Source organism: Granulosicoccus sp. 3-233 (assembly GCF_052681095.1).
The window spans coordinates 185,059-202,989 of record NZ_JBQYLE010000011.1; the positions used below are offsets into that span (position 1 = coordinate 185,059).

A 17,931-nucleotide genomic window follows, 5' to 3' on the forward strand; every position below is an offset into this window, starting at 1 on the left:
TGTGCGCAAGATCGGCGCAGCATCGTGTGAGGGGAACTGATTTATAACTGATTAATCAGTGGTTGACAAGAAATCATTCACCAACCATCATCCAACACAGCCCTGACTGCACTGTCTGGCAGACGATGCTCATCAACCTTTACCGGAAGAACTTGCCTTGGCCAATATAAGATTCTCGGATGTCAGCAAGGCGTATGGACGCCAGCCCGTTATCCACGGTATGGATGCCACCATCGAAGATGGTGAATTTGCCGTATTGGTCGGTCCTTCCGGCTGCGGAAAATCCACCTTGCTACGCATGCTGGCCGGTCTGGAGAGCATCACCGGGGGAGACGTTCATATCGGTGATGTCCGGGTCAACGATCTGCTGCCCAAGGAACGCAACATTGCCATGGTGTTCCAGAATTACGCGCTCTATCCGCATATGACGGTGGCGGAGAATCTCGGCTTTTCGCTGCGACTGGCCAAGGCACCTGCCAGCGAAAAGGACGAAAAGGTCGGTCATGCGGCCAGCATTCTGGGCCTGAGTGATCTGCTGGACCGATACCCTCGCCAACTATCCGGTGGGCAGCGACAGCGAGTGGCCATGGGGCGCGCCATTGTCAGGGATCCCGCCGTCTTTCTGTTCGATGAACCTCTGTCGAATCTTGATGCCAAGCTGCGTGTACAGATGCGCACCGAGATAAAGGCCTTGCATCAGAAGCTGCAGTCCACCATTGTCTATGTCACTCACGACCAGATCGAGGCCATGACCATGGCCAACAAGATCTTCGTACTCAACGCCGGCCAACTTGCTCAGGTCGGCTCTCCGCTGGAACTGTATGATCGGCCTGCCAATCGTTTCGTGGCCACCTTCATCGGCTCACCGTCGATGAACATCCTGCCTGTCACCGTGGTCAGTGAATCGCAGGTCAGACTCGAGGACGGACAACACATCACCCTGACAACCGGCCAACCTCAGGGACGCAAGCTGCTAGTGGGACTGCGGCCTGAACATACCTCGCTGGCCATCGATGAAACAGGCTTCAATGCAAGAGTGGAGGTCGTGGAACCCACAGGTGCAGAGACCCATGTCAGTCTGAGTGTTGCCGGCAGTCCGTTCCTGGCAGCCCTTCGCGATCATGTGCCGCTTGTGGTCGGCGACACGGTCAAGCTGACCGGTCCGGTGCAGCGTCACTACCTGTTCGATGCGGATACCGAGCTCAGTCTGCCCTTGCCGCAACAGCCATGATCAGCTTACCCCGAATATCGTTTGGCACAGCTGCCATAGCCGGCATCATCGAAGCAGTAGACGAGGAACAGGCCAATGCAGTCCTCGAACAGGCATGGGCATCAGGCTTGCGTTATTTCGATACGGCGCCGCACTATGGGCAAGGCCTGGCTGAGCGTCGCATTGGCGATTTCCTGCGCTCACGCCACAGCGAGGACTGGATATTGTCGACCAAGGTCGGGCGACTGCTGCAGGCCGACAGAAAGGCACGCGGCCCTCTGAACAAATTCGTCGAACCTCTGCCCTTCAGTCAGCATTACGACTACAGCTACGATGGCATCATGCGCTCGGTGGAAGACAGCTTTCAGCGCCTGGGTCTGAGTCGTATCGATATCCTGTACGCCCACGATCTGGGCACCTTCACACACGCAGACCAGGCTGACATCCATCTCCGGCAGTTCCTTGATTCCGGTGTCAGGGCGTTGCAGGAACTGAAGTCGCAGGCCGTCATCAAGGCCTTCGGCCTGGGCGTCAACGATGCACAGGTCTGTCTGGATGTACTGCATGAGTGCGAGCTCGACCTGCTGCTGCTGGCTGGCAGATACACCTTGCTGGACAGGACTGCCGAACAGACGCTGCTTCCACTGTGCAAGACCAGAAATACCGGACTTGTCATGGGTGGTGTATTGAATTCGGGCATTCTTGCCACCGGTGCCCGCCCGGGAGCCTTGTTCAACTTCCAGCCGGCCAGCGAACGGGTACTGGACCATGTCGGTCGACTGGAATCCCTGTGCGAACAATTCGGCATTCGCCTGGCGGCGGCTGCCATGCAGTTCCCGCTACGTAACGAACAGGTGATCTCGGTACTGACCGGCCCCGGAAGAGTGGAGTATCTCGAGGAAAACCTGATGTTGATGAATCAGGCAATCCCCGAGGAGTTCTGGGAAGCTGCCGACGCCTTGCGACTGACAAGCTGAAGTCGGCAACACCACTTCAGGATAGAAGGCCGGCACACTCCGGGTGTGCTTTCACGAAACGCTGGTCAGAGGGAGGATTGAGCACCAGTTTGTCTGCCGGACGAATCGGCCGCCGGAGCAACTCGCCACCACAGTTCGGGCAGATGCTGTCGAATCGGTCTTCAGCACACGACTTGCAGAAGGTACATTCGAACGTACAGATGACGGCCTGCGTGGACTCCGGCGGCAGGTCAGTATCACAGCATTCACAGTTCGGCTTGAGTTTCAGCATTGTCGTCTCCGTTTCGCGTCAACGAGCGAACAGTATCATTGCTGGCCAGCCGATGATAGTCGGTATCTGCACACCGTCGAGGTGGTGTCCATGGACACCGGCATGAAGCGAGCCTGGCAACGCACGGCCGGCGGCGATTCCTGCGCTTGATCACATGCCTCATCGAGACTGCTTGTCACCCGTAAATGTCTCGTTCAATCGCTTCACAACCAGTGCCGCAAGTGACTTGTGAATCATGGCACGACTTGCATTGGCATCACCATCCTGACACAACAGCGTACTCTCTCCTTCTTCCTCCAGGATTGCCACCGCTTTGTCTGTGCAGTCACCGAAGGTGCTGAACCTCCCCGCGTCAGGGATCGTATCGTAGCTGGCACCGGAGATTCGGGCGGCCAGTTCTGACGCGTTCAACATCGAGCCTGCATCAGCCCAGGGCCCCACATTGACAAGATGAATGGCAGCACTCAGTGCATCGAGCCCTTCGGAAGATGCGGCATGAGTCAGCTCCGGGTCCACAGCAACCACCGCCTTGATCCGTTGATCCCGAACCGTTTGCAGTGCGGGGTCCAGGTCTGCGGCTTGCAGATCCACCCCTCCACCGGCAAACCATTCGCAATCGAGAGAGCGATACGGACGGGTGCAGGAGCTGGCCAGTTCAGCGGCATCCGGACGGATTCCAGCCAGCGCCAGAGCCGAGTGGCCACCCAGAAAGAGCCCCACCGCAGCAATCCGCTCGGCATCGATGCTCTTCTGAAAGATGTCGTGAGTTGTCAGTGTCGATATCGCGGCAGACAGATCCTGCGGTCTGAGCCCCAATTCCTTCAACACCTCTGCCGAGGGTGGACCCGAAGCCATGTCCGGTGGTATCACGACGGCAGCGATATACCCCAGCCTTGCCAGTGCAGAGGCCAGCCAGTTGGCACTACCGGGGGCTGAACGAAAACCACCATGAGATAACAGAATCAGGGGATATCTGCCTGCCTTTACAGCGGCATCCGGCAAGGCGGCCGTTCCCGAGAATACCGCATTGGCACCAATGGACTCAGGCACACCCGTGGACCCGGCCGGATACCAGACCATTGCCTGCACGTCACGCTCGTTATCGAGGTCGGACACGGCAATTCGGCGAACACCGGCGACATCAGAATCCGAATACACGTCGGATACAGCCAGCAGCAAGAGTACGGAAACGATGAGGCACTTCAATGGCATTCTCCGGTATCGGACCTGACAGGCTGATGTGTATCGCACAACGACTCCCCGTCTTCAATCAGACAGCGATGCTGTTCATCGCCGTGCATGAGAATCATCGCCGGTCGGCAGGCGTGATCGCTGTCCTCATTTGCCCTGCAACGCCCTGTCCATCGCAATGAGCAGATGTTTTTCCAGCGCCCGGGACGCCTCTTCCGGCTCACCGCGTTCGCAGTGCTCCAGAACGGTGACATGTTCTTCCAGAGCCCGGATTGCTCTGTCGGTAGACAGCCGGTTATTGACCTTGATCAGTCGCAGACGAGCGGCATTCACCCGGTAGATCTCACTGAGCAGATCGTTTCCCATGCGATCGATGATCTGGTCGTGCATTTCCCAATCGACCTCTACCGCTTTTTCGAGCAGCGAGTCAGACGCGCTCTCTCTCGCCTGCTCCAGAACCTTGCGGGTATCGCTCAGCAATTGCCTGACTGCATCAACGTGTTCACCGGATGCCAGATTGCGAACTGCCGACAGCTCCATCACCATCCGCACGCCAAAGGCTTCGCGAATGAATTTGGTGGTGACATCGGTGATCTGGATACCGCGCTGCGGATGAATCTTCAGCAGCGATTCATGCTCGAGTTTCTGGATGGCTTCGCGCGCCGTTGCCACAGGCACACCGGCCAGCTCGGCCAGCTCCTTCTGCGTCACGAATTGTCCCGGCAACAACTCGCCAGACATGAGACGCTCCCGGAATTGCTGGTACACCGCCACTTTCGACACAGGGCTTCCTCGATTGGCCAACGACCAGGCTGCTCATCACTGATTGCTATTACAGGCGATGTCCGGCAAGCGAATACACCTGAGATCGGCCTTCAATGATAACTCAAGCTCGTCGATTGCAACAGGCAATTCAGCGTTACCACAGCCAGGCAATCACCCCCGGTTCGGCTCACGAAGACGATTCACCGACAACTCGGATGCCGTGACACCGGCGTCGAGGAAATCCTGCGGCAAGACACTCTGCGTGATCAGACTGGCACTGGCCCGGGCCAGGGCCGAGGACATCATGATGCCATAGCCCCCTTGAGCGGCCAGCCAGAAAAAGCCGCTGTGCGCTGAATCGAAACCCACCGCAGGCGCACCGTCAGCCACGAAGCTGCGCAGCCCGGCCCACTGGTGTTCGAGCCGTCTCACTTCCAGTCGGGTTTCGTTCTCCAACCAGTCAACCAGCACGGCAACATCCATATCGTCGGGCTGAACATCATGTGGCACGACTGGCGTCTCGTCTCCCGGCGAGACCATCAACTGTCCGGCGTCAGGCTTGATGTAATTATCCACGCCGATGAAATCCAGTGCCGGCACGTTTGCCAGGGACAAACCTGCCGGTGGATCCACCAGGATTGCCGTACGACGTCTGGGGACCAGCCTCACGGGACGGATTCCGGCAAGCTCTGCCACCTCGTCTGCCCAGGCACCGGCCGCGTTGACCACGATGCGAGCCCGCAGTTGTCGCTCACCCAGATCAACCTGCCAGCCATCGTCCTTGCGCAGCAGTGCACTGACCTTGCTGTCGAGCCACAATTCCCCGCCGCGCTGCCGCATGCCTTTCAGAAACCCCTGATGCAGGGCATCCACATCCATGTCGGCAACACCTGCCTCATACGCAGCACCGATGACACGCTCCTCGCGCAGAAAGGGTGCCAGCGACAGGGTCTGCGCAGCATCCAGCCATTCGACCTCAGCGCCACCCTGCGCTATCAGCTCCGACAGCTCCGATTCCTGCCCGATCGAGGCGACGCTCAGCATGCCCCGAGGCGACAGGAGCGGCTGCCTGCAGAACCCTTCCGGCGGCGCAAGCAGAAACCCATGGCTCAGCCGGTTGATTCTGCGAACCAGCTCGCTTCCGTAATTGGGCGTGTAGAGCGCAGCACTGCGTCCGGTACTGTGAAACCCGGCAGAGGCCTCAGCCTCGACCAGTACGACGCTGCCATGCGATGCCAGCTCATAGGCCGCCGCAGCGCCGGATATACCAGCCCCGATTATCAGATAGTCGATCATGTCAATATCAATCCGCTTCATCCAGGGAAAATCGAGGACGCCACGATAACGGCATGGCTTCCGGTTTGACAAGCCCGACGCCATGCCTTGCGGCGGTGCCAACAAGCCCGTCTATCTATTCTGGTGGATTGATGTATGATTTTTAGCTCGGTCTGTTACGGATGGAGACTCATGAACCTGGTGACTACCAAACTCCAGGGAGGCAGACAGAGTGTTCGAGGCATCTGCAGTCTGCAAGGCAACATGCCCCGTCACAGGCCGGTTTTGCAGCACCACACCGTTCAACTCCTACCACTAGTGAGGAAGCAGTTCATGTACAAGAAAGTGATGAAAACATTTGGCAAGAGCGTCATTGGCGGCGGTATTGCTGCGCTGATGCTTGCCGGTACCATGACCTCGGCCATGGCTGCCTGGCCCGAGCGCCCCGTTACCCTGATCGTGCCGTGGAGCGCAGGTGGCGGTACCGATGCCACTGGCCGCATGATCGGCTCACTGCTTGAGAAGGAGCTGGGACAGCCTTTCAACGTGGTCAACCGTACCGGCGGTAGTGGCGTGGTCGGTCATTCGGCCATTGCCAATGCAAAACCGGATGGCTACACGGTAGGCGTCGTCACCGTTGAAATCGGCATGATGCATTGGGCGGGCCTGACAGAGCTGACTGGCGCAGACTACACACCGATTGCCCTGTACAACGCCGATGCTTCCAGCCTGCTGGTCCGTGCCGACTCTCCCTGGCAGAGTGCCCAGGACCTCATCGATGCGGTCAAGGCGGATCCCGGTGCACATAAATCATCCGGAACCGGTCAGGGTGGCATCTGGCATCTGGCCATGGCCGGCATGTTGAACAGTGCCGACATCAGCCCCGATGCCTCGCCGTGGGTACCGTCTCAGGGTGCCGCTCCCGGCCTTCAGGAACTGGTCTCTGAAGGCGTAGACATCGTCACGTGCTCGATCGTTGAAGCCTCTGCACTGGTCGATGCCGGCAAGGTCAAGGCCCTGGCGCTCATGAATGATGTTCGCCTCGATGCCTATCCCGATGTTCCAACGCTTGCGGAGGCAACGGGTATCGAATGGCAGATGGCAGCCTGGCGCGGTATTGCCGGCCCCAAGGGGATGCCTGAAGAGGTCACTACGGCGCTCACGGCTGCGTTGGAGAAGGTCTGGAAGTCTGCTGAATTTCAGGAGTTCATGAACGGACGAGGATTCGGGCTGGTCTGGAAGTCGGGTGACGATTTCGCCACCTGGATGTCCGACAGTGACGCCTCACTCGGCGAAGTCATGCAAGCTGTCGGCATGGCGAAGTAATCAGCGTCAATGCAACTCAATGACGCTGTTTCAGGTCTGGTGCTCGTGATCTTCGCCCTGGCGGAGATCGCGTACAGCACAACCTTTCCTGCGCTGCACGGGCAGGCCTACGGACCGAGTCTGTTTCCCATACTGATCGGTTGTGGCCTGCTTGCCTGCGGCCTGATGCTCATTGCCCGCGGTCTGCGAGAACGACGCACTGCCGGTGCGGAGAATGCCCCCTGGCTGCGCTGGGGTGACTGGGCACAAGACCCGGCCACGCGCATCAACATGATGCTGGTGCCCGGCGCGCTGATTGCCTATATCCTGTTGTCCGACTTTGTCGGCTTCATTCCACTGGCCATCATCCTGTTGTCACTGTTGCTGTACCGACTGGGATCTTCACTGGGTGCTTCCCTGCTCTACGCGGTCATCGTGACCATCGTTCTGCAGCTCTTGTTCTCACGCGTGCTACTGGTGCCCTTGCCTGAAGGCATCACCAGCACCCTGTTCAGGTAAAGCGACATGGACACCTTTCTACAGGCATTCATGCTGGTGCTGGACGTCAAGGTGCTGGGGGTCATGCTGGCCTCAGCCCTGTTCGGACTGTTCGTCGGCTCCATTCCCGGCCTGACCGCTACCATGGCGGCAGCACTGCTGATTCCATTTACCTTCTTCATGGAACCCATACCGGCCATTGCAGCCATCGTCACCACGGTAGCCATGGCGATCTTTGCCGGCGATATTCCCGGAGCCCTGTTGCGTATTCCAGGTACACCTGCTTCTGCGGCGTACTGCGATGAAGCCTATGCCATGACCCGCAAGGGCCAGGCGGAAACGGCGCTCGGTGTCAGCCTCGTCTGCTCTGCCATTGGCGGGGTACTGGGCGCTGCCGTGCTGACCATGACCGCACCGGTTCTGGCCGAGTTTGCCATCAAGTTTTCCTCGTTCGAATACTTCTGGCTCGCCTGCCTCGGACTCTCCTGTGCTGTTGTGGTCTCATCGGGCTCCACACTCAAGGGCTTCGTATCGCTGCTGATCGGTCTGTTCATCGCCACCATCGGTATCGATGTCACCGCCGGGCATCCGCGTTTCACCTTCGGCAGCGTCGAAATGATGGGCGGCATCAGTTTCATTCCAGCCATGATCGGCATGTTCGCCATCTCGGAAGTGATGCGCTTCGTTGCCTCGCCGGGCAGTCAGCAAGCCGCTCCGCAACAGCCCATTCGCAATGTCTTCAAGGGAATCGGTTCGATTCTCTCGCGCTACAAGCTGAATGTTGCTCGTGGCGGGGTCATCGGCGCTGTGGTGGGTATCCTGCCGGGTGCCGGCGCCGATATTGCCGCGTGGATCGCCTTCGCAATGTCCAAGCGATTCTCTCGCGAACCCGAAAAATTCGGTACAGGCCATGTGGAAGGCCTGGTGGATTCGGGCACGGCCAACAATGCAGGGGTGGCAGGAGCCTGGATACCGGCGCTTGTGTTCGGCATACCGGGTGACTCGATCACCGCCATTGTCATTGGTGTGCTGTACATGAAAGGCATGAACCCGGGGCCTACCGTATTCATGAATCAGCCCGAGCTGATCAATGCGGTATTCATCGTGTTCTTCCTTGCCAACCTGGCATTGATTCCGCTGGGCTTTCTGGCCATTCGGCTGTCACGACGCATATTGCATGTACCGCGCAAGGTACTGATACCCATCATCCTGATGTTCTGTGTGGTTGGCGCTTTCGCCATCAACAACACCGTTTTCGGCATCAGCGTCATGCTGGTGATGGGCGTGCTGGCCTACATCATGGAAAGCAACGGTTTCCCGGTAGCACCGACCATCCTGGGCATCGTGCTGGGTACCATGCTCGAGAGCAACTTCATGTCTTCCATGATCAAGGCCGATGGCGAGTTCTCGGGTTTCTTCTCACGTCCCATTGCGGCAACGCTGGGTGTCATCGTGATCGTGATCTGGCTGATCCCGCTGATGCGACTGCTCGTCGGCCTGATACGCAAGCCACAGACAAGCTGAGAACTGGCAAGCGTTCGATGCTCCGCCCACTGCTGTTTGCCGTGGGCGGAGCACGACATCTTCATCCAGATACCAACAGCCGTATCATGATGTCAGTTGCCATCGCGGGCAGAGTGCCCCACTATCAAGCGTAACCGTGACATGACAACCGATATGTCGGCGTCAGTGACGGAGTGATACCAGCCCAGAATGATCAAAACGTACCCGTAATCCGAATAGTCATTGCACTCGGCCCCTTTTGAATCGAGAATGTCACCCATGAGCAGAATTGGACGCAATGATCCCTGCCCTTGTGGCAGTGGACTGAAACACAAGAAATGCTGCCTCAAGGAGCAGCGTGCGAACGTTCTGTCCCTCGATGCGAGCCGACTCCGAAAGATCGAGGAACGGCTTGCCGGGCAGATACTCGATTACATGAAAGCTCTGTACGGCGAGCAATCGGTCTGGATGGCACAGTACGAATACTTCTGCTGGCCAGATGACATTCCGGTTCATGACGAAATACATCATGAGATGGTTCAGGCATTTACCCCCTGGATCATCTACAACTGGAAGCCTGAACTTGAGGAATTCCTGCATGAACTGGACGGCGAGCTGGATGAGGAGGACCTGCCGCCGATGGAAAATCCGGCACAAGGCTTTCTGCGTGACAAAGGATCTCGGCTTCGCGCAGAGGAGCGCCGGTTCATCGAACTGTCCTGCGCTGCGCAGTTCTCCTTTCACAAGGTACTCGATGTTCGCCCGGAACAGGGAATGGACATCGAAGACATGATCACCGGTGAGCGTACCTTTGTCCAGGACATCTCTGCCTCTCGCATGGCCTTCGATGGCATGATCATGTTCGCTCGCGTACTCAAGGCATCGGAAGACGTCGCCATTCTGGCAGGTACCGGCATGACGGCCCTGCCACCCGTCTTCACCGATGAGATCATCGATCTGCGTAACCATATTCGCAAGGGCATGGAGGCGCTGAAAAGAGAGAGCGAGGCGGGACGTCTGAAGGTCACACTGTCGGAGATCGATGTACGCCACGATTATGATCTGGAGATCCGCGCGTGTTATCACCGGCTGGCCGAAAGGATCCGCAACCCTGCTCCTCTGATCATGCAGAATACCGACGGGGAGGACATCGTGCCTCTGCAGCTCGTCTACGAGTTCAGCTGCAGTCCGCAGGAGGCCTTCGACAAGCTGGCCACGCTGTGCAACGGTGAAAGTGCTGAGCGAGTGCTGCACTCCGCGAATCCGGGCTTTGACAGTTCCGGCGAACTGGAGACAGCCGAATTTCCCTGGCTGGTCAAGCGCTCTGCCAACTCGATGCTGGAAAACACGGTCAACGGACGCCTGTCGATCAATGGACAGACGTTGACCATTGAAGTGAATTCGCAAGAACGCTCGGAGGCGGTACAGCGCAAGATCAAGCGACGCCTCGGTAGAAGCGCAAGCCTGCGCTACATCGAAGAACTGCAGTCAGCCCACCCCGGCGTACCGGCGCAGCCCGAGCTGAGTGATGCCGAGCAACAGGAGTTGATGAATTCACCCGAGATCCGTCAACAGATTGAAGCGATGAGTCAACGACACTGGCAGCAATGGCTCGATGAGTCACTGCCTGCCCTGCATGGACAGGCACCGCGTGAAGCTGCACGTACTCCGGAGGGGCGAGAGCTGCTTGAGGCACTGTTTGATGAATACGCCTACAGGGATGAGCAACTTTCTCAGGAAGGCCCCATGGCGAGTTTCAAGGCCCCGATCGGAACTCTGAGGAAGGAACTGGGGATGGCTTGACGAGCGTCCTCCTGGGTGAACCGTGCTCTGGGACAAGGGCTTGTCGTCAAGCGATCAGTTCCGAACCGTCAACAGCTCCGAACGAATCAGTAGTGCCAGCCCCCCGAGTATCAGGCCAACCCCCAGCAAACCGGTCATGCCCGGCCGCTCTCCCACAATGAGGATGGCCAACGCCACGGCTGTTACCGGCTCTGCCAATGCCAGCGCCACCCCCGTCGCGCTGCTGACATGGCGCAAACCGCTGCTGAACAGCAAATAGGCCACACCGGTAGCCACCACACCAAGCCACACCATCACTCCCAGGTCGGCTACATGCAACTGCGGCTGGCCGGCCAGAAGAAAGGCAAACGGCAGAGCCAGCAAGGCTGCGAGTGTGAAGACCGTTGCCGTGCCGACTGCCGGAGTGGAATGAGCAACAATATGCTTGGTCGCCAGTGCATAGCAGGCGTAGGATAAACCGCTGAGCAGGCACAGGATCAGTCCCGTCACCGACAGGCTGGCATCCTCGTCCGGATTGAAGGTGGTCAATACAAGGCCGACTACCGCAATGCTGACAGCCACCCACCAGATACCGCGCGGCTTCTGCCGAGTGATCAGCGCCTGCAACAGCCCCGCCCAAAGCGGACCGCTGCCCAGCGCGACGGCAGTTCCCACCGCCACACCCGTTGCTCTGACACCGGCAAAGAAGGCCAGATTGTAGACCGCCATGCCGGCAGCACCCCACGCTATCGCCGCCCAGGGCAAAGGCTGCAATCGACTCCAGCGCAGACAGTTGATGTCCCTGACCGTCAGCAGTATCAGAAAGAAGATTCCTGCAACCACCAGCCGACCGGTGCCGACCCAGTAGGATGACAGTCCCAGGGGGGCAAATGTCTGAGCAGTACCGGTAGTCCCCCACAGCATTGCCGCTGCAAGAATCAGAATGATGCCCGTTGTTCTCTTGTGTTCCATGCCCTCAGCATGCCTCGGAATGAGGCAGAGGAATGTCGTGAAACTATCGCGGTGCCTGTCGCAACAAACGGGCACCCTTGCCCTGCTCGCGCTGCAATGCCTGACACAGAGCACTGGCCGAGCCATAACCTGTGCGAGCCGCGACCACTTCCAGCGTCAGTCCACGCTGCAGCATCTGCGCTGCATGCTCCAGCCGAATGAGACGCAACCATCGCTGCGGTGATTCACCCGTCAACGCCTTCCAGCGACGATGAAACTGCGGCACGGACAAGGCATACCACGCGGCCATGCGAGCGATCGACCACTCTTCATGCAGGCTTTTCCGTACTTGATTCTGCAAGGTTTCCGGGTTCAGCGCACGCCGTTGCAAAGCGCGTGGCGCAGCGGCAATGCAATCCAGCAGCTGTGCCGTGCCGATGCTCGCTTGCCATCGAGATGGCAGTTGAAAGGCCTTCATTCTATCCAGCCCGCTACCGTGATAGGCATCGACCACCCAGACCTGAGTATCGCAACGAGTGCCATAGCTGTGCGGCATACCGGCCGGTACAACCAGCCCGGTCGTGCCATCGACGCGTGCCGCCCGTCCTGCCAGATCGAGCTCCAGACAACCATTCAGTCCGAACAGTACTTGCGCGAAGTCATGTTCATGACTGGAATACTCCCCCTGATAGATTCTACAGCTTCCTCTCATCATGCGTTCTCCCGCGCCAGACGCCGTTGTACACACACTCGCATGAAGCGCTCGGCCAACTCCGGCCGACTTCCCAGGTGCTGATGCAGATAGGTAGCCAGCAGAGTCGCACTGGCAAAGCCCTCTTGCCGGCTGCCAAAGCGCGAACTCAGCAACAGAGCATCACCACCGGGTTCGGTCTGCGAATAATGGAACTCGTGTCCTCGGACTTCGTCTCCGGACTGCATCAGGGGATTGTCGCACAGCGCAGTAGCCGTGCGATAACCGAGCGTCAATCGCTTGCTCATGGCAGCCCTGGCTGCCACTACCGCAGCCATTGGCATGGCGTCCAGAGAATTCGTCAACCACAGCAAGCCGCCACACTCGGCCCAGGTAATCAGGCCCGATGAGACCTGGCTGGACACCTCTGCCAGTAATCGCCTGTTCTCCGCCAGACGTGCACCGAACACTTCGGGAAAGCCGCCCCCGATGATCAAGCCATCAATGTCGAACGGCAGATGCTCGTCGACCAGAGGGTCAAAGGCAACAAGCTCGGCACCCGCCTTCTCCAGAGCCTCCAGATTGTCACGATACTGGAAGCTGAAAGCCGCTCCTGCCGCGACGGCTACACGAGCCTCCCCCACTCTGTCGGGCCCGGGCTGCATTGGCACCTCCCGCACTCTGGCACGTCGGGCGATGACTTCAAGACGGACGAGATCGCAAGACTGTGCAATGGTGGTACCCAGCTGATTGATGGACGCCGTGACAGTGGATGTCTGTTCCTCCACGGGAATCAGCCCCAGATGTCGGTCACGCCAGCTCAAGGCGTCATTCTTGCCAACGGTTCCAAGTACCTCGACGCCAATGCATTCGAGCGCTTCCACCAGCAAGCTACGGTGATGCGGGCTGGACACCCGATTGAGTATGACACCCGCAAGATTCAGCTCTGGCTGATGATCACGATAACCGCGAACCAGCGCAGCTATCGACGCGCTCATCGCCGATCCATCCACAACCAGCACGACAGGTGCATCAATCAGACAGGCAATATCCGCCGTTGACGATGGACTGCCATCCACCGCACCGTCGAACAGGCCCATGACACCTTCCACGATCAGCAATTCAGCCTCTCGGCCGGCTCGTGCGGCCAGTGGTGCCATGCTCTGTGCACCACACAGCCAGGCATCCAGATTTCTGGGTGCCAGACCTGTAGCGACCGAGTGGTATCCCGGATCGATGAAGTCCGGCCCTACCTTTGCCGAGGCGACTGCAACACCGCGTTGTCGGTAAGCCGCCATCAAGCCGGTTGCCACGGTTGTCTTTCCAACCCCCGAATGGGTGCCGGCGATGACCAACCGCGGAGCCAGAAAATTGGAATTCATGAGGTGTCCTGGAGCCTGGCTTCGACAGCCGACCATCATGCGAAGAATGTGTTCAACGACCCTTATATCAACCGCTGCAAGATAATACAGATAAATATCAGCAAAATAATACTCATTACGGCTACGGCTATTTAATCACTGAAATATTGCGACTCTGATCGCAGCTTGATATACTTCAAGCTCAATCTGATATATCAGAATAGACATCAAGCATCTTTAACAACAACAAGACATCAATGCTCGGATACAGCTTGTTCTGATATCGAGGCCAGATTCACGGTCAGTATGACCGTAATCACCGGCTGATCAGGATCACCGAACCAAATAGTTCAGGAGAGGAGCACGGACATGGAAACAGAAATCGGCTCGATGATATTCGAGCGCAGGGTTGATCTGGCATTGATATCGCTATATCTGATATTCATCGTCGCCATCGGATTCATGTTCAGCGGGAAATCCGAGAATCCAAGTGAATATTTTCGGGGAGGCGGCAAGATGCTCTGGTGGATGACCGGCGCCAGCGCCTTCATGGTTCAGTTCAGCGCCTGGACATTCACCGGTGCAGCTGGCAAGGCCTACACCGATGGTCTGTCGGTTGCCGCCATCTTCTTCGGCAATGCCGTTGGATACTTTGTCTCTTTCCTATTCGTGGCCGAGGTGTTCAGGCAAACCCGCTGCATCACACCCATCGATGCCATCAAGAGGCGATACGGACGGGTCAATGAACAGTTCTTTACCTGGGCTCAGGTGCCCATCGGCGTCATCCAGGCAGGCATCTGGCTCAATGGCCTGGCCATCTTCACATCAGCCGTGTTCGGTATCAGCATCGAGATGACCATCGTCATCACGGGCGTGATCGTCATGTTCGTCTCACTGTCCGGTGGCTCATGGGCCGTGGTGGCCAGTGACTACATCCAGATGCTTGTCATCATGGCCATCTCCATCACTGCCACGCTGTTCGTGGCGACCGAAATCGGTGTGGTGCAGGTCGTCACGGATTTCCCCCGCGATCTCTTCACCAACAACCTCAACTACGCAGCGCTGTTCTTCGTCTGGTGCATGATGTCCATCACCAAGCAGATATTCAGCACCAACAACATGTTCGATGCATCCCGCTACCTGGTGGCAAAGGACAGCATCAACGCCAAGAAAGCCGCCTTGCTGGCAGCGGTACTCATGTTCGCAGGCACTTTCGTCTGGTTTCTGCCTCCCATGGCCACGGCGGTCATGGGCATCGATCTGAATGCCGTGTATCCGACACTGGGAGGCAAGGCAGGTGATGCAGCCTACCTTGCATTTGTCGACACGGTCATGCCGGTCGGCATGGTGGGCATCATGATTGCAGCCCTGTTCTCCGCGACGATGTCTTCCATGGATTCCGGACTGAACCGCAGTGCCGGCATCATGGTGCTCAACTTCTACAACCCGATTCTCAAGAAAGGTACTGCCACCAACCGCGAATTGATGCGCATGAGCAAGATCCTCACGTTCTGCTTCGGTCTGGTCATCGTTCTGGTCGGCCTGTTCATCTCTTCACTCAAGGAACTCAGCCTCTTCGATATCATGCTGCAGACAGGCAGTCTGATCCAGATGCCGATCCTGATTCCTCTGACCCTTGCCATACTGATAAAGCGTGTGCCTGACTGGGCTCCCTGGGCCACGGTACTGGTAGGACTCTGCGTCTCCCTGGTATCGAAATTCGTACTGACGGCCGACATGTTCGGTAGCCTGCTGGGAATCACATTCACTTCCAGAGAAGGTGCTGATCTGCTCTTCATTCTGTCGATGGTGTTGCATCTGACTGTCACCATGGGATTCTTCTTCTTTACCAAACGCTTCTACACCGGACTCACGGAAGCCAGAACACAGGAAGTCGAATCCTTCTTCACCGATATAGAAACACCGGTTGTATCCAGGGAACAGGGCGCCACAGCTGCCGACCTTGAACAGAGAAACAAGCTCGGAATACTCGCCATTCTCTACGGTGCCTGCATCTTCCTGTTGTTGCTGGTGCCACAACCCGAAGAAAGCTCCGGCGCTGTCATGGGCTTTGTCGTGACCGGTGGTATCGTACTGGGCATAGGCTGCCTGCTCAAACTCTCGGCACGCCGCGGTACGCCGGTACCTGCCGTCACCTGATTATCCGGAGAAGCAACGCATGAGCACTGCCCGATCGACACAGCCACCCTTCATGGATGTCTATCGGGCAGTGAACCCTGATCGAATTGACCGGGTACGCTCATGACCAACAGCGTGCCCGCGCCGCACAGCATCATTGCCAGGTTACGGCACGTCACGCCGTTCGACAGCTTGCCGGAAGCTTCGCTGACGGAACTCTGCGACAGCGCCACCTTGTACACACTGGCAGCTGGCGACAGGGTCATCGATGAAGAATCCGCGACCCCCGCCCCATCGGTTTTCGTCATTCTCTCGGGTCGGGTCCGACTGGTCGAGTCGGAACAGCACATGACGGTTCGGCACTTGCGAGCCAAGGAAGTGTTCGGTCATTTCGCCATGCTCAGGAAGATGCCGCCTCCCTATCGGGCGGAGATCTCCCGATTGGCCGAGATCCTGGAAATCAGGAATGAGTCGCTGCAGGCCATGTTTTCTCGTCACCCGGTATTCGCCGCCTGGTTTCAGGCGGATCTGCGACGTTTCGAACGCGAAATGGGAGCCTTCGATGATGTTGCCGGAAGCCACTTCCTGTTTGGTCAACGCCTGGTGGAACTGGACCAAGGCTCGGTACCAGTGTGCGCCCCTGACATGTCGATACGAGATGCTGCCAGAATCATGTCCAGAAAAGACGCCGATTGCATCGTCATAAAATCGAATGATCGACCCGTCGGGCTCATCTCCGACGGAGATCTGCGCGACCAGGTCGTCGCCACTGGTCTCTCGGCGGATGGCCCCGTGTCCAGCATCATGAAAACCGATCCTCTGACGATACGAGCACGTGCGTCCGTATTCGAAGGCATGATGGCGATGGAAGGCAGAAACTGGCGATATCTGGTCCTGCTGGATGATGCCGGCGCATTGCAGGGAGTCATCAGTGATACCGATCTTGCGCGTGTCTTGCTGACAAGCCCGACCGCACTGCGTCGTCGGGTCGATCAGGCTGACAGTGCAGAGGAATTGCACAAACTGCGCAAGGCGGCAGACCAGATGATCGTAACCCTGTATCGCCGTGGCGTGCGCGCAGAGGACCTGCTACAGATAAACACTCGCTTCAATGACGCCATGACCGTTCGCATACTCGATATCGTGCGCAGCCGTCTGGATCCAGAGCCCGCAGGCCTGACCTGGTGCTGGCTGTCTCTGGGCTCGGAAGGACGTGGCGAGATGGGGCTGAGAACCGATCAGGACAACGCCATCGTGTTCGACTGCCCGACACTGGCAGAGGCCGATGCCTGGCTGGCCCGTCTGGCAACACAAGCCAACGAGATGCTGGGTATTGCAGGAATTTCCGTCTGTGAAGCCAACATCATGGCCCGCAACCCACTGATGCGCAACACGGTTCGTGGCTGGGGGACTGCGGTCCAGGACTGGATGTCGGATGCCGATGAAGTGCGATTCCTGTGGACCAGCGCACTGATGGACTGCCGCTCCATATATGGTGCTGGCCATTTGTGCAGTGAACTCAAGACCGAATTGGTGCAGATGGTGCGGGAAAGGCGTCACTTTCTGGCTGCCCTGGCTCGCGAGGCGATGGTGCCAGCCTTGCCTTTACGTCATTTTCCAGGCTTGCGTCTGAAAGGCTACAACGACGGTCAAGGAGCGGCCCTGAACCTCAAGCTCCATGGCACACACCTGGTGACGCATGTCGCACGCCTGTTCTGCCTCGGCAACGGCTGGCTGGAACAATCCAGTACCACGGAGCGCCTGGCATGGCTACGCGACAACGACACCCTGCTACACGACACCGCGCAGGAGAGTATCGTTGCCTACGGGTTGCTCGCCGACCTGCGCCTCAGCTGGCACGTCGACCAGACCAGTCGCGGCGAAACACTGAGCGATTCAATGCCGCTGGTGAAAATAGGCGAAACCCGCAAACGCCTGCTGATTGGAGCCTATCAGACTGTCGAGGAAATTCGAGGACGCGTCAGGACCCAGTTCGGTGTCAGCTCCTGAGA

15 protein-coding genes are annotated in these 17,931 nt (G+C 58.0%); 8 read left to right on the top strand and 7 right to left on the bottom strand.

Annotated features, from left to right (window positions below):
• Positions 1–157: 157 nt before the first annotated feature.
• Entirely contained in the window at positions 158–1,231 is a 1,074-nt protein-coding gene (locus ACUNV4_RS24275) for an ABC transporter ATP-binding protein (protein ID WP_430881229.1), read from the top strand.
• Positions 1,228–2,187: an aldo/keto reductase gene (locus ACUNV4_RS24280; protein ID WP_430881230.1), complete on the top strand. Its 960-nt coding sequence runs from the start codon at positions 1,228–1,230 to the stop codon at positions 2,185–2,187. The genes ACUNV4_RS24275 and ACUNV4_RS24280 overlap by 4 nt, the downstream gene beginning before the upstream one ends.
• A 16-nt stretch (positions 2,188–2,203) precedes the next feature.
• Here ACUNV4_RS24280 and ACUNV4_RS24285 read toward each other — a convergent pair whose 3' ends face one another.
• From ACUNV4_RS24285 to ACUNV4_RS24300, 4 genes are all read right to left on the bottom strand, one after another.
• Entirely contained in the window at positions 2,204–2,458 is a 255-nt protein-coding gene (locus ACUNV4_RS24285; protein WP_430881231.1) for a DUF1272 domain-containing protein, read from the bottom strand.
• 159 nt (positions 2,459–2,617) lie between these two features.
• Positions 2,618–3,664: an alpha/beta hydrolase family protein gene (locus tag ACUNV4_RS24290; RefSeq protein ID WP_430881232.1), complete on the bottom strand. Its 1,047-nt coding sequence runs from the start codon at positions 3,662–3,664 to the stop codon at positions 2,618–2,620.
• A 132-nt stretch (positions 3,665–3,796) separates the two neighbouring features.
• Positions 3,797–4,432, bottom strand: a complete 636-nt coding sequence (locus ACUNV4_RS24295; RefSeq protein ID WP_430881233.1) for a GntR family transcriptional regulator — start codon at positions 4,430–4,432, stop codon at positions 3,797–3,799.
• A gap of 153 nt (positions 4,433–4,585) precedes the next feature.
• On the bottom strand, positions 4,586–5,710 hold the full coding sequence (locus ACUNV4_RS24300; protein ID WP_430881234.1) for an NAD(P)/FAD-dependent oxidoreductase: 1,125 nt from the start codon (positions 5,708–5,710) through the stop codon (positions 4,586–4,588).
• Positions 5,711–6,022: 312 nt separating this feature from the next.
• On the opposite strand from ACUNV4_RS24300, the gene ACUNV4_RS24305 reads away from it, so the two are divergent.
• The 4 genes from ACUNV4_RS24305 (at position 6,023) to ACUNV4_RS24320 (ending at position 10,798) form a co-directional block, all read left to right on the top strand.
• On the top strand, positions 6,023–7,015 hold the full coding sequence (locus ACUNV4_RS24305) for a tripartite tricarboxylate transporter substrate binding protein (protein WP_430881235.1): 993 nt from the start codon (positions 6,023–6,025) through the stop codon (positions 7,013–7,015).
• 9 nt (positions 7,016–7,024) lie between these two features.
• Entirely contained in the window at positions 7,025–7,513 is a 489-nt protein-coding gene (locus tag ACUNV4_RS24310; protein ID WP_430881236.1) for a tripartite tricarboxylate transporter TctB family protein, read from the top strand.
• 6 nt (positions 7,514–7,519) lie between these two features.
• Positions 7,520–9,016 carry a tripartite tricarboxylate transporter permease gene (locus ACUNV4_RS24315; RefSeq protein WP_430881237.1) on the top strand — a complete coding sequence of 499 codons (1,497 nt, stop codon included), beginning with the start codon at positions 7,520–7,522 and terminating at the stop codon, positions 9,014–9,016.
• 258 nt (positions 9,017–9,274) lie between these two features.
• Positions 9,275–10,798: a YecA family protein gene (locus ACUNV4_RS24320; protein WP_430881238.1), complete on the top strand. Its 1,524-nt coding sequence runs from the start codon at positions 9,275–9,277 to the stop codon at positions 10,796–10,798.
• Positions 10,799–10,852: 54 nt separating this feature from the next.
• Here ACUNV4_RS24320 and ACUNV4_RS24325 read toward each other — a convergent pair whose 3' ends face one another.
• Genes ACUNV4_RS24325 through ACUNV4_RS24335 form a run of 3 tightly spaced genes read right to left on the bottom strand, consistent with a single transcriptional unit; the run spans position 10,853 to position 13,801 of the window.
• Positions 10,853–11,749, bottom strand: coding sequence for a DMT family transporter (locus ACUNV4_RS24325; RefSeq protein WP_430881239.1), 897 nt, complete (start codon positions 11,747–11,749; stop codon positions 10,853–10,855).
• A gap of 43 nt (positions 11,750–11,792) precedes the next feature.
• Entirely contained in the window at positions 11,793–12,440 is a 648-nt protein-coding gene (locus ACUNV4_RS24330; protein WP_430881240.1) for a helix-turn-helix domain-containing protein, read from the bottom strand.
• A complete protein-coding gene (locus tag ACUNV4_RS24335) occupies positions 12,440–13,801 on the bottom strand; it encodes a cobyrinate a,c-diamide synthase (RefSeq protein ID WP_430881241.1) in 1,362 nt (453 codons plus the stop codon). The genes ACUNV4_RS24330 and ACUNV4_RS24335 overlap by 1 nt, the downstream gene beginning before the upstream one ends.
• Before the next feature lie 348 nt (positions 13,802–14,149).
• Here ACUNV4_RS24335 and ACUNV4_RS24340 point away from each other — a divergent pair, with 348 nt between their 5' ends.
• Together ACUNV4_RS24340 and ACUNV4_RS24345 are read left to right on the top strand one after the other, a co-directional pair.
• Positions 14,150–15,940: a sodium:solute symporter family transporter gene (locus tag ACUNV4_RS24340; protein ID WP_430881242.1), complete on the top strand. Its 1,791-nt coding sequence runs from the start codon at positions 14,150–14,152 to the stop codon at positions 15,938–15,940.
• Positions 15,941–16,042: 102 nt separating this feature from the next.
• The gene (locus ACUNV4_RS24345; RefSeq protein ID WP_430881243.1) at positions 16,043–17,929 is read left to right on the top strand and encodes a DUF294 nucleotidyltransferase-like domain-containing protein; all 1,887 of its coding nucleotides are present in this window, start codon (positions 16,043–16,045) and stop codon (positions 17,927–17,929) included.
• Positions 17,930–17,931 lie beyond the last annotated feature (2 nt).